Origin of the sequence: Citrobacter sp. RHB21-C05 (assembly GCF_013889015.1) — a bacterium.
Classification (GTDB): domain Bacteria; phylum Pseudomonadota; class Gammaproteobacteria; order Enterobacterales; family Enterobacteriaceae; genus Citrobacter_A; species Citrobacter_A sedlakii.
The window spans coordinates 253,434-265,251 of sequence record NZ_CP057611.1 but is presented as its reverse complement, the minus strand read 5'-3'; the positions used below and the strand labels follow the sequence as shown (position 1 = coordinate 265,251).

General features: G+C 59.1%; 15 protein-coding genes. 12 read left to right on the top strand and 3 right to left on the bottom strand.

All coding sequences use genetic code 11. The annotated features are described in order from the left end of the window. Position 1: 1 nt before the first annotated feature. From HVX72_RS01170 to acpT, 5 genes are read left to right on the top strand one after another with little or no spacing between them, the layout of a single operon-like run. Positions 2-1,171, top strand: coding sequence for a beta-ketoacyl-[acyl-carrier-protein] synthase family protein (locus HVX72_RS01170; RefSeq protein WP_181822383.1), 1,170 nt, complete (start codon positions 2-4; stop codon positions 1,169-1,171). Beyond that, positions 1,168-1,644 carry a 3-hydroxy-fatty acyl-ACP dehydratase gene (locus HVX72_RS01165; protein ID WP_042286614.1) on the top strand — a complete coding sequence of 159 codons (477 nt, stop codon included), beginning with the start codon at positions 1,168-1,170 and terminating at the stop codon, positions 1,642-1,644. Before HVX72_RS01170 ends, HVX72_RS01165 begins: the two co-directional genes overlap by 4 nt. Continuing rightward, positions 1,641-2,372: a 3-ketoacyl-ACP reductase FabG2 gene (locus HVX72_RS01160; RefSeq protein WP_042286618.1), complete on the top strand. Its 732-nt coding sequence runs from the start codon at positions 1,641-1,643 to the stop codon at positions 2,370-2,372. The genes HVX72_RS01165 and HVX72_RS01160 overlap by 4 nt, the downstream gene beginning before the upstream one ends. Next, positions 2,369-3,598, top strand: a complete 1,230-nt coding sequence (locus HVX72_RS01155) for a beta-ketoacyl-ACP synthase (RefSeq protein WP_042286622.1) — start codon at positions 2,369-2,371, stop codon at positions 3,596-3,598. The genes HVX72_RS01160 and HVX72_RS01155 overlap by 4 nt, the downstream gene beginning before the upstream one ends. A gap of 1 nt (position 3,599) precedes the next feature. After that, positions 3,600-4,184 (top strand): 4'-phosphopantetheinyl transferase AcpT, encoded by a 585-nt coding sequence (acpT, locus tag HVX72_RS01150; RefSeq protein WP_181822382.1) that lies wholly within the window; start codon positions 3,600-3,602, stop codon positions 4,182-4,184. On the opposite strand, the gene HVX72_RS01145 is transcribed toward acpT, so the two are convergent. Further along, complete coding sequence (locus tag HVX72_RS01145) at positions 4,181-4,687, bottom strand: phenolic acid decarboxylase (protein ID WP_042286629.1); 507 nt, start codon at positions 4,685-4,687, stop codon at positions 4,181-4,183. The genes acpT and HVX72_RS01145 overlap by 4 nt on opposite strands. Positions 4,688-4,786: 99 nt before the next feature. Here HVX72_RS01145 and HVX72_RS01140 point away from each other — a divergent pair, with 99 nt between their 5' ends. From HVX72_RS01140 to nikR, 7 genes are all read left to right on the top strand, one after another. After that, positions 4,787-5,647, top strand: a complete 861-nt coding sequence (locus HVX72_RS01140) for a LysR family transcriptional regulator (protein WP_181822381.1) — start codon at positions 4,787-4,789, stop codon at positions 5,645-5,647. Between the two features lie 127 nt (positions 5,648-5,774). After that, positions 5,775-7,349 carry a nickel ABC transporter substrate-binding protein gene (nikA, locus tag HVX72_RS01135; RefSeq protein WP_181823227.1) on the top strand — a complete coding sequence of 525 codons (1,575 nt, stop codon included), beginning with the start codon at positions 5,775-5,777 and terminating at the stop codon, positions 7,347-7,349. After that, positions 7,349-8,293: a nickel ABC transporter permease subunit NikB gene (nikB, locus tag HVX72_RS01130; protein WP_042286639.1), complete on the top strand. Its 945-nt coding sequence runs from the start codon at positions 7,349-7,351 to the stop codon at positions 8,291-8,293. The genes nikA and nikB overlap by 1 nt, the downstream gene beginning before the upstream one ends. After that, positions 8,290-9,123: a nickel ABC transporter permease subunit NikC gene (gene nikC, locus HVX72_RS01125; protein ID WP_042286641.1), complete on the top strand. Its 834-nt coding sequence runs from the start codon at positions 8,290-8,292 to the stop codon at positions 9,121-9,123. Before nikB ends, nikC begins: the two co-directional genes overlap by 4 nt. Then, complete coding sequence (nikD, locus tag HVX72_RS01120) at positions 9,123-9,887, top strand: nickel import ATP-binding protein NikD (RefSeq protein ID WP_042286643.1); 765 nt, start codon at positions 9,123-9,125, stop codon at positions 9,885-9,887. Before nikC ends, nikD begins: the two co-directional genes overlap by 1 nt. Then, positions 9,884-10,684: a nickel import ATP-binding protein NikE gene (gene nikE, locus HVX72_RS01115; protein WP_181822380.1), complete on the top strand. Its 801-nt coding sequence runs from the start codon at positions 9,884-9,886 to the stop codon at positions 10,682-10,684. The genes nikD and nikE overlap by 4 nt, the downstream gene beginning before the upstream one ends. 12 nt (positions 10,685-10,696) lie before the next feature. Beyond that, complete coding sequence (nikR, locus tag HVX72_RS01110) at positions 10,697-11,098, top strand: nickel-responsive transcriptional regulator NikR (RefSeq protein WP_042286649.1); 402 nt, start codon at positions 10,697-10,699, stop codon at positions 11,096-11,098. Between the two features lie 81 nt (positions 11,099-11,179). On the opposite strand, the gene HVX72_RS01105 is transcribed toward nikR, so the two are convergent. Continuing rightward, positions 11,180-11,539, bottom strand: coding sequence for a type II toxin-antitoxin system HicB family antitoxin (locus HVX72_RS01105; RefSeq protein WP_042286652.1), 360 nt, complete (start codon positions 11,537-11,539; stop codon positions 11,180-11,182). Then, positions 11,536-11,811 (bottom strand): type II toxin-antitoxin system HicA family toxin, encoded by a 276-nt coding sequence (locus tag HVX72_RS01100; RefSeq protein WP_181822379.1) that lies wholly within the window; start codon positions 11,809-11,811, stop codon positions 11,536-11,538. The genes HVX72_RS01105 and HVX72_RS01100 overlap by 4 nt, the downstream gene beginning before the upstream one ends. Between the last annotated feature and the right edge of the window lie 7 nt (positions 11,812-11,818).

Below are 11,818 nucleotides of genomic sequence, written 5' to 3'. Positions count from 1 at the left end.
GATGATCTACATTTCCGCGGTCGGCACGATCAATGCACTGGGCAACGATAACGACGCAATCGCCGCGAACCTGACACGCGGCGTGGCGCCCGGCATGCGGGCGCGCGCGGGCTGGCTGCAGGGTTATCCCGACGCGGTACTGGCAGGCGTCGACGGTGAACTGCCAGCGATTCCAAACGCGTTTCACGCCCACCGTTCGCGCAACAATCAACTGTTGCTGGCGGCGCTGGCGCAGATTCAACCGCAGGTGGACGACGCCATCGCGCGTTATGGCCGGGATCGGATTGCCGTGGTGCTCGGCACCAGCACCTCGGGGCTGGATGAAGGCGATGCTCACGTCAATCTGACGCTGAATGGCCAGCAAAGCACCGCATGGCAGTACCCGCAGCAGGAACTGGGTGACCCGTCGCGCTTTCTCAGTCACTGGCTGGCGCTGGACGGCCCGGCCTTTACCCTTTCTACGGCCTGCTCCTCCAGCGCCCGCGCCATCATCAGCGGGCGCCGGTTAATCGAGGCGGGCCTGGCGGACGTGGCGATTGTTGGCGGGGCGGATACGCTCAGCCGGATGCCGGTCAACGGCTTTCACAGCCTCGAGTCGCTCTCGCCGACGCGGTGCCAGCCGTTTGCCCGCGATCGCAGCGGTATCACCATCGGCGAAGGGGCGGCACTGATGCTGCTCACCCGCGAGCCGCAGTCCATCGCGCTGCTGGGCGTCGGCGAATCCAGCGACGCGCACCATATTTCCGCCCCACATCCGGAAGGCGAAGGGGCGATCCGCGCGATTCAGCAAGCGTTAAACGACGCGGGCATCGCTGCGGACCAGGTGGGCTATATCAATCTGCACGGCACCGCCACGCCGCTTAATGACAAAATTGAATCGAAAGTGGTAAACATGCTGTTTGGCGAACGCGTCCCCTGCAGTTCCACAAAACACCTGACCGGGCATACGCTGGGGGCGGCGGGCATCACCGAGGCCGCCCTGAGTATGTTGATTTTGCAGCGCAACCTTCCGCTGCCCCCTCAGGACTTTAGCGCATCGCCGCACGACCCGGCGCTGCCAGTCTGCGGCATCATTACGCAGCCGCAGCCGCTGGAGCGGCCGGTCATTCTTTCCAATTCCTTCGCCTTTGGCGGCAATAACGCCAGTATTCTGCTCGGGAGGATTTCATGAGCCCTTATTTATCGCCCGGCGAATACCTGCCGCACGACGCGCCGATGCTGCTGCTTGAGCAGGTCGATAGCGTGACCGACGAGACCGCCATCTGCCGCGTGACGGTTGCGCCCGACGGCGTGCTGGCGCCGTTTCTCGATCCAATGGGCTATCTCCCCGGCTGGTACGCCCTGGAACTGATGGCGCAAACCGTCGGCGTGTGGTCTGGCTGGCATCGCCACCAGCAGGGACAGGGCGCGATTTCGTTGGGCATGGTGCTCGGCGCGCGGGAACTCATCTGCGCGGCGGGGAGGCTTCCCGCCGGTAAGACGTTGATCATTGACGTCAAATTGCTGATGCAGGATGAACGCTTTGGCAGCTTTGAGTGCGTTATCTCGGCGGATGACGAGACGCTGGCAACCGGGCGCGTCAACACCTTCCAGCCAACGGCTGATGAACTTAACACCCTATTTCAACAAGGAGCGTCTGTATGAGTCGTTCAGTTTTAGTGACCGGCGCCAGCAAAGGTATCGGTCGTGCTATCGCCCGGAAGCTGGCGGCAGACGGCTTTGTGGTCGGCGTGCATTATCACCGCGACGCGCAAGGCGCGCAGGCGACGCTGGAAGCGATCCTCGCCGTTGGCGGCGCGGGCCGTCTGCTCAGCTTTGACGTGGCTAACCGCGAGCAGTGCCGGGAGGTGCTGGAGCAGGATATCGCCGCCCACGGCCCCTGGTACGGCGTGGTGAGCAACGCAGGTATCACCCGTGACGCCGCGTTTCCGGCACTCAGCGATAACGACTGGGATGCGGTGATCCACACCAATCTCGACAGTTTTTATAACGTTATCCAGCCCTGCATCATGCCAATGATCGGCGCACGCCAGGGCGGACGCATCATCACCCTGTCGTCGGTATCCGGCGTGATGGGCAACCGCGGGCAGGTCAACTACAGCGCCGCCAAAGCGGGGATCATCGGCGCGACCAAAGCGCTGGCGATTGAGCTGGCGAAGCGCAAAATTACCGTCAACTGTATCGCGCCCGGGCTGATTGATACCGGGATGATCGACATGGAAGACGCCGCGCTGAAAGAGGCGATGGCGATGATCCCCATGAAACGCATGGGGCAGGCGGACGAAGTGGCCGGACTGGCCAGTTATTTAATGTCGGATATTGCGGGTTACGTCACCCGCCAGGTGATTTCCATCAATGGAGGGATGCTATGACACGTCGCGTGGTGATTACAGGGATGGGCGGCGTGACCGCTTTTGGTGAAAGCTGGCAGGCTGTCTCCGCGCGGCTACTGGCCTATGAAAACGCGGTGCGAAAAATGCCGGAATGGCAAGTGTATGACGGGCTGCATACGCTGCTGGGCGCGCCGATCGACGACTTCAGCCTGCCGGAGCACTACACCCGCAAGCGCATCCGCGCAATGGGCCGCGTGTCGCTGATGTCCACCCGCGCCAGCGAACTGGCGCTGGAGCAGGCCGGACTGATTGGCGATGAGGTATTAACCAACGGTCAGACCGGCATCGCCTACGGTTCATCCACCGGCAGCACCGGCCCGGTAAGCGAATTCGCCACCATGCTGACCGAAAAGCACACCAATAACATTACCGGCACCACCTACGTGCAGATGATGCCGCACACCACCGCGGTGAACACCGGACTGTTTTTCGGTCTGCGCGGGCGGGTGATCCCGACCTCCAGCGCCTGCACCTCCGGCAGTCAGGCCATCGGCTACGCATGGGAGGCCATTCGCCACGGTTATCAGACAGTGATGGTTGCAGGCGGCGCGGAAGAACTCTGTCCGTCAGAAGCCGCGGTTTTCGATACCCTGTTCGCCACCAGCCAGCGCAACGACGCGCCAAAAACCACGCCTTCGCCATTCGATGAAGCGCGCGACGGACTGGTGATTGGCGAAGGCGCCGGGACGCTCATTCTTGAAGAGCTGGAACACGCGAAAGCGCGCGGCGCAACGATCTACGGTGAAATTGTCGGCTTCGCCACCAACTGCGACGCGGCGCATATCACCCAGCCGCAGCGGGAAACAATGCAAATCTGCATGGAGCAGGCGTTAAACATGGCAGGCTTAAGCCCGCGGGACATGGGTTATATTTCCGCGCACGGCACGGCCACCGACCGTGGCGACATCGCGGAAAGCCAGGCAACGGCGGCGATCTACGGCGACAACGTGCCGGTCTCCTCGCTGAAAAGCTACTTCGGTCATACGCTTGGCGCCTGCGGCGCGCTGGAAGCCTGGATGAGTCTGCAAATGATGCGCGAGGGCTGGTTTGCGCCTACGCTAAATTTACGTCAACCGGACGCCAGCTGCGGCGCACTGGATTACATCATGGGTGAAGCCCGTAAGATTGACTGCGAATACTTACAGAGCAACAATTTTGCGTTTGGCGGCATCAATACCTCCATCATCATTAAACGTTGGTCGTGATATGTACCAGATTTTGCTCGGAAAAGTATCGACACTGAGCACAGGCGTTTTGCCGCCGGCGTTAACAGAGCAGGCGCCTCAGGGAGCGCGCCGCGCGCGCTGGCTGGCGGGTCGCGTACTGCTTTCCCATGCCCTTTCGCCGCTGCCGGAGATCGTCTACGGCGAACAGGGAAAGCCCGCCTTTGCCCCGCAACACACGCTGTGGTTCAACCTGAGCCATAGCGGCGATGATATTGCGCTACTGCTGAGTGATGAAGGGGAAGTGGGATGCGACATCGAAGCCATCCGCCCGCGAACCAACTGGCGGGAACTGGCAAATGCGGTTTTCAGCGTCGGGGAGCACGCTGAAATTGAAGCAGAACATCCGGACCAGCAGTTGGCTGCTTTCTGGCGTATCTGGACGCGCAAAGAAGCGATGGTGAAACAGCGCGGCGGCAGCGCCTGGCAAATCGTTAGCGTCGACAGCACGCTGGCCTCCGCGCTTTCCGTCAGCCATTGCCAGATCAACAACTTAAGCCTCGCCGTCTGCACGCCGACGCCGTATACGCTGAGTGCGGCGTCGGTGCAATGGCTGGAGACGGTTTAGCGTAAGTTATCCGGGAAATTCGCCGGCAGCTCGCTCGCCGCACAGTCGATCACGCTGTCATTGTCAGCGCCGCAGTCACGGACAAAAGTGATGGTCGCAAACTCGTCAATCACTTCCGTTGGATACGCCGGGCCCGCTTCGCGATACGACTCCATCAGCGGGATATGCTCGTTCTGGAAGCAAACAGTTTTTTCCGGGTTATTCATTACCCAGCGCGGGAAGAAAATGGTGCCGTGGAACAGTTTGTCGCCGAGGTTGACGATCAGGCTGACGTCAGTCCCGGTCGGCTCGGTCCACGAAATTTTATAGATGCTTTCCCCGACACGCACAATGTAAGCCTTCTGATCTTTCACCCAACGGTTTGCGACGATACCGCTGTGGATCCGGTAGTCCAGGGTAGTGTCATTTTTGACGTAAATTTCGTAGTTCCAGCCATTATCGTAGGTATAAACCAGATGTTTGCCAACGAAACCGCTTAAATCTTGTTTGTCGAAAGTGCTCATAATCTTTCTCCTGTTGGTTGATGCGAAGATCATAACGCTTCAAAAAATCGATGAATAACGCTATGTTTGCATCACATTCATTCAATTTTTAGATGAGTTATGCACAAAACGACGCTGGAACAGTGGGCATTGTTAGAAAAGGTGGTGGAGGCAGGCAGCTTTGTCAAAGCGGCGGAAGTCACTCACCGCAGCCAGTCATCGGTGAGCTATAACCTCGCGCTGCTCCAGGAGCGCCTCGGGGTGACGCTGCTGGCGCCGGAAGGCCGCCGGGCGGTATTAACGCCAGCGGGTGAACTGCTGCTCAATCAGGTGAAGCCGTTACTGAAGGGGTTCACCTGGCTGGAAACCCGCGCCGCGACGTTACAAAACGGTATGCGCACGCGACTGGATCTGGTGGTCGACAGCATTTTTCCTCGCCGCCGTCTGTTTGTCATTCTCAAACAGTTTCAACAGGCGTGGCCGCAAACCCAGGTACGCCTCACGGAAGTGCTGGAAAACAGCCCCGAACAGCAGGCGGCGTATGCCGATGCTGACGTCATGGTGCTCACCCGCCGACATGATATCACCGGGCGCGGCGAGTGGCTGATGAACATTGATTTCATCGCTGTCGCCCATCGCGATCATCCGCTGTGCGCGCAGACGATACCGCTGGATGAAGACGCGCTGCGCGCCTGGCCGCTTATTCGCATTGCCGACCGGGATAATCCGCAGCAGCCTGGCCGCGATGGCTGGACCTTTTCCACCGTCGACGCCGCCATTGACGCGGTGATGTATCAGGTCGGCTATGGCTGGCTACCGGAGGAACGGATTGAACCCTTGCTGGAACAGGGCGTACTGCGCAGGCTACCCTTGACGCATGGCGCCCGTCGCGCCACGCCGCTGCATCTTATTGTCAAAAATACCCTCGCCCCGCTCGATGATCAGGTCAGCACTCTGCTGCGGTTATTAAGCGAGAGATAACATATGATTTTCGTATAATTCCCGCCTTTCACCGCCCTTCTATTGATCCAGAACACGTCAAAAGTATGATGATTCCTTAGAATCGTCATACTTCTTTAGTCGTACTCCTACAGCATTCAGGATCACTATTTTGTCCAGACTACGCCGCACACTCTTTGCGCTGCTGGCCTGTGCGTCCTTCTTCGCGCACGCCGCCGCGCCTGACGAAATCACTACCGCCTGGCCGGTCAACGTCGGGCCGCTTAACCCGCATCTCTATACCCCTAATCAGATGTTCGCCCAGAGCATGGTGTACGAGCCGCTGGTGAAATACCAGGCGGACGGATCGGTAAAACCGTGGCTGGCAAAAAGCTGGACCCACACGGCGGACGGGAAAACCTGGACCTTCACGCTGCGCGATGACGTGACGTTTTCCAATGGCGAACCGTTTGACGCCCCTGCCGCGGCGGAAAATTTCCGCGTGGTGCTCGACAACCGCCAGCGTCATGCCTGGCTTGAACTGGCCAACCAAATCGTCGACGTCAAAGCGCTGGGCAAAACCGAACTGCAAATTACCCTGAAGAGCGCCTATTACCCGTTCCTGCAAGAGCTGTCCCTGCCGCGCCCTTTCCGCTTTATCGCCCCGTCGCAGTTTAAAGACAATGAAACCCTGCGCGGCATTAAAGCGCCGATCGGCACCGGACCGTGGGTACTGAAAGAATCAAAGCTTAACCAGTACGACGTGCTGGTGCGTAACGAACGTTACTGGGGCGACAAGCCGCCGATCAGGCAAATCACCGTCAAGGTGATCCCTGATCCAACCACCCGCGCGGTGGCGTTTGAAACCGGCGAAGTTGACCTGCTGTACGGCAATGAAGGACTGTTGCCGCTCGACACCTTTGCCCGGTTCAGTCAGAACCCGGCGTACCGTACTCAGCTTTCACAGCCGATAGAGACGGTGATGCTGGCGCTGAATTCCGCCAAAGCGCCCACCAACGAGCTGGCAGTGCGTGAAGCGCTGAATTATGCGGTGAACAAAAAATCACTGATCGACAATGCCCTGTACGGCACCCAGCAGGTGGCCGACACGCTGTTCGCCCCGAGCGTGCCCTACGCCAATATCGGCCTGAAGCCGCGCCAGTACGACCCGCAGCAGGCCAAAACGCTGCTGGAAAATGCGGGCTGGAAGCTCCCGGCGGGCAAAGACATCCGCGAAAAAATGGGTCAGCCGCTGCGCATTGAGCTGTCGTTTATCGGCACCGACGCGCTGAGCAAATCCATGGCGGAAATCATTCAGGCCGATATGCGCAAAATTGGCGTCGATATCGCTCTGATCGGCGAAGAAGAGAGCAGTATCTATGCCCGCCAGCGTGACGGTCGCTTTGGCATGATTTTCAATCGCACCTGGGGCGCGCCGTACGATCCGCACGCCTTTATGAGCTCAATGCGCGTCCCCTCCCACGCCGACTACCAGGCGCAGCAGGGACTGGCTGACAAGCCGATCATCGATAAAGAGATCGGCGAAGTGCTGGAAACCACAGACGAAACCACGCGTCAGGCGCTGTACAAAGACATTCTGACCCGTTTGCACAATGACGCGGTGTATCTGCCCATCAGCTACGTCTCCATGATGGTGGTGGCAAAACCTGAGCTGGGCGAAATCCCTTACGCGCCCATCGCGTCGGACATCCCGTTTGAACAGATAGAACCGGTGAACCCCTGATGTTGCGTTACATAGTGCGGCGCATTCTGCTGCTGATCCCGATGATTTTCGCCGCCTCGGTGATTATCTTTTTGATGTTGCGTCTGGGTACCGGCGACCCGGCAATGGACTACTTGCGCCTGTCGAATCTGCCGCCGACGCCGGAGATGGTCGCTTCGACGCGCGTAATGTTGGGGCTGGACCAGCCGCTTATCGTGCAGTATGGCAACTGGCTGTGGAAGGCGCTGCATCTGGACTTCGGCATCTCGTTCGCCACTCAGCGCCCGGTGCTGGATGATATGTTGAACTTCCTGCCCGCGACCCTGCAACTGGCGGGCGCGGCGCTGATATTAATTCTGCTCACCTCTGTGCCGCTTGGTATCTGGGCGGCGCGCCACCGCGATCGCCTGCCGGATTTCATCGTGCGGCTGATCGCGTTCCTCGGCGTCTCAATGCCCAACTTCTGGCTCGCTTTCCTGCTGGTGATGTTCTTTTCCGTGTACCTGCAATGGCTACCCGCGATGGGCTACGGCGGCTGGCAGCACCTTCTTTTGCCTGCGCTGTCGATCGCCTTTATGTCGCTGGCGATCAACGCCCGTTTGCTGCGCGCCAGCATGCTGGAGGTTGCCGGGCAGCGCCACGTCACCTGGGCGCGACTGCGCGGTCTTAACGAGAAACAAACCGAACGTCGCCATATTCTGCGCAACGCCTCGCTGCCGGTCGTCACCGCGGTGGGGATGCACATCGGCGAGCTGATCGGCGGGACGATGATTATTGAAAACATCTTCGCCTGGCCCGGCGTCGGGCGCTACGCCGTATCGGCGATTTTTAACCGCGACTATCCGGTGATTCAGTGTTTTACGCTGATGATGGTGGTGGTGTTTGTAGTCTGTAACCTGATTGTAGATTTGCTGAACGCCGCGCTGGACCCGCGCATTCGCCGCCATGAAGGAGCGCATTCGTGAACTTTTTTCTCTCTGCTCGCTGGTCGGTACGTCTGGCACTGGTCATTATCGCGTTGTTGGCGGTGGTTGCGATCACCAGTCAGTGGTGGTTGCCGTACGATCCGCAGGCGATCGATTTACCGTCGCGTCTGCTGGCCCCCGACAGCCAGCACTGGCTTGGCACCGACCATCTGGGGCGCGATATTTTTTCCCGCCTGCTGGCGGCGACAAAGGTGTCGCTGGGGTCAGTGATGGCCTGCCTGCTGCTGGTACTGGCGCTGGGGCTGGTCGTTGGCGGCAGCGCCGGACTGATGGGCGGTCGCGTCGATCAGATAACGATGCGCGTCGCGGATATGTTTATGACGTTCCCAACCTCGATCCTGTCGTTCTTCATGGTCGGTGTACTGGGAACCGGGCTGACCAACGTAATTATCGCCATCGCGCTGTCCCACTGGGCGTGGTATGCGCGAATGGTGCGCAGCCTGGTGATCTCCCTGCGCCAGCGCGAGTTCGTACTCGCTTCGCGCCTTTCCGGCGCCGGTCACGTGCGGGTGTTTATCGATCATCTGGCCGGTGCGGTAATCCCTTCCCTGCTGGTGCTGGCGACGCTGGATATCGGCCATATGATGCTGCACGTCGCCGGTATGTCATTCCTCGGCCTCGGCGTCACCGCGCCGACGGCGGAATGGGGAGTAATGATTAACGACGCGCGCCAGTATATCTGGACCCAGCCGCTGCAAATGTTCTGGCCGGGGCTGGCGCTGTTTGTCACCGTGATGGCCTTTAACATGGTGGGCGACGCCCTGCGCGATCACCTCGATCCTCATCTGATTACGGAGCATGCCCACTGATGCCGCAACAGATTGCATTACAGACTCTTGCCCTGGAAGCGGACCGTCCGCTGGTACACGGCGTCTCATTAACGCTGAAACGCGGACGGGTGCTGGCGCTGGTGGGCGGCAGCGGCAGCGGTAAGTCGCTGACCTGCGCGGCGGCGCTCGGTATCCTGCCCGCAGGCGTTCGCCAGACGGCAGGCGTCCTCCTTGCCGACGGCAGGCCGGTCTCGCCCGGCACGCTGCGCGGCATCAAAATCGCCACTATTATGCAAAACCCGCGCAGCGCCTTTAATCCGCTTCATACCATGGCGACACACGCGCGGGAGACCTGCCTGGCGCTGGGGAAATCCGCCGACGACGCCACGCTTATCGCGGCGCTGGATGCTGTCGGGTTGGACAACGCGGAGCGTGTACTGAAGCTGTACCCGTTTGAGATGAGCGGCGGCATGTTGCAACGTATGATGATTGCTATGGCGGTGCTGTGCGACGCGCCGTTTATCATCGCCGACGAACCGACGACCGATCTTGACGTGGTCGCCCAGGCGCGCATCCTCGAGCTGCTGGAACGCATTATGGCTGAGCGCGCGCCAGGTATGCTGCTGGTGACGCACGACATGGGCGTGGTGGCGCGGCTGGCCGACGACGTAGCGGTGATGGATAACGGCAGGATCGTCGAACAGGGCGAGGTGGAAACGCTGTTCCATGCGCCGCAGCACAGCGTAACCCGCAGTCTGGTGTCGGCGCATCTGGCCCTGTACGGAATGGAGTTAGCCTCATGACCTTACTCAGCGTCTCTGCCCTGTCACATCAGTATGCGCACGCGAACCTCGGCGGCAAACATCCGCATCAGGCGGTACTGAACGATATCTCACTGAACCTGCAAAGCGGCGAAACCGTGGCGCTGTTAGGCCGTAGCGGCTGCGGGAAAAGCACCCTCGCGCGTCTGCTCGTCGGGCTGGAGTCACCGACGCAGGGGAGCGTAAGCTGGCGCGGCGAACCGCTGGCGACACTGAACCGGGCGAAACAGAAAGCCTTTCGCCGGGATATTCAGATGGTGTTCCAGGACGCTATCAGCGCCGTTAATCCGCGCAAAACCGTCTGCGAGATCCTCCGTGAGCCGATGCGTCATTTGCTCTCGCTGTCGAAAGCCGACCAACTGGCGCGGGTGCGCGAGATGCTGAACGCGGTCGATCTCGACGTTTCGCTGCTGAACAAACGCCCGCCGCAGTTGAGCGGCGGCCAGCTGCAGCGCGTCTGCCTGGCGCGAGCGCTGGTGGTAGAGCCGAAACTGTTGATTCTGGACGAAGCAGTATCGAACCTCGATCTGGTGTTGCAGGCCGGGGTGATCCGTCTGCTCAAAAAATTGCAGCAACAGTTTGGCACCGCCTGTCTGTTTATCACCCACGATCTGCGGCTGGTCGAGCGTTTCTGCCAGCGGGTGATGGTGATGGACGACGGGCGAATCGTGGAAACGCAGACCGTTGGCGAGACGTTAACATTTTCCTCTGAGGCGGGACGTGTGTTACAAAACGCGGTACTTCCCGCTTTTCCCGTGCGCCGTCGCGCCATAGCCTGAGGTTTATAACAGATGCAACGAGTCACCATTACCCTCGATGACGATCTCCTGGAGACGCTGGACAGCCTGAGTCAGCGCCGGGGCTATCACAACCGTTCCGAAGCGATCCGCGATATCCTGCGCGGCGCGCTGGCGCAGGAAACCACGCAGGAACACGGCACCCAGGGCTTCGCGGTGCTTTCCTATGTGTACGAACATGAAAAACGCGACTTAGCCAGCCGGATTGTTTCCACGCAGCACCATCACCACGACCTTTCCGTTGCCACCCTGCATGTGCATATTAATCATGACGATTGCCTGGAGATCGCGGTGTTGAAAGGCGACATGGGCGACGTGCAACATTTCGCCGACGATGTCATCGCCCAGCGCGGCGTGCGCCACGGCCATTTGCAGTGCCTGCCAAAAGAAGAATAACGTCGCCGCATCCGGCAAAAGATCGAGTGCGTTGCGCTTCTCCGGCCTGGCGCAGTTCGCGACCGCAGGCCGGCTCAGGCATTAAGCCTGTTTCAAACGTTCACTAAGGGTATCGATAATCCAGGTATTGACGGACACCTGTTCTTCCGCCGCTGCGGAACTTAAGCGTTCGCCAAAAGATTCCGGATAGCGAAGCGTAAACGTTTTCATTTTTTCCGTATGTGCATAAGGTTCGATTCCCGCTTCCCGGCAATCCGCAAGATATTCGTTTAAAGAGATTTCGCCCTCTTCCTGTAAACCCTGAATGCTGTCTGAGACAAAATCGCAATGACCCGATAACCCAAGGAATTTACCGCGAAACGCGTTTAGTTCAGGCACATAATGAATCACGGCAGGATGCCCCGCGATTTCCATTGCGTTTGGCGTTTTAGGTTTGATCATGGTTTAACCCCTATGCTTATTAGCCAGTCGCGCACACTCTCCACTGCGCCTTTATCTGTATCCGGTGAAGGATGCGGTCGGTGAAAACAAGCAATACTATTGTTTAATAAGAATTTGCATCGAGAGCCGCGTCCTTCTTTAATTTCACCGCCTAACGCTTTGACCAGAGACTCTATGTCTAACCACTTTATTGCTTGTGGTACAGGCGTTTTAAAGAGTTGCTCCAGCATATTCCTTTGCTTTTTCCGCAAGGATAACACCTGCTGCCTCATAACATTC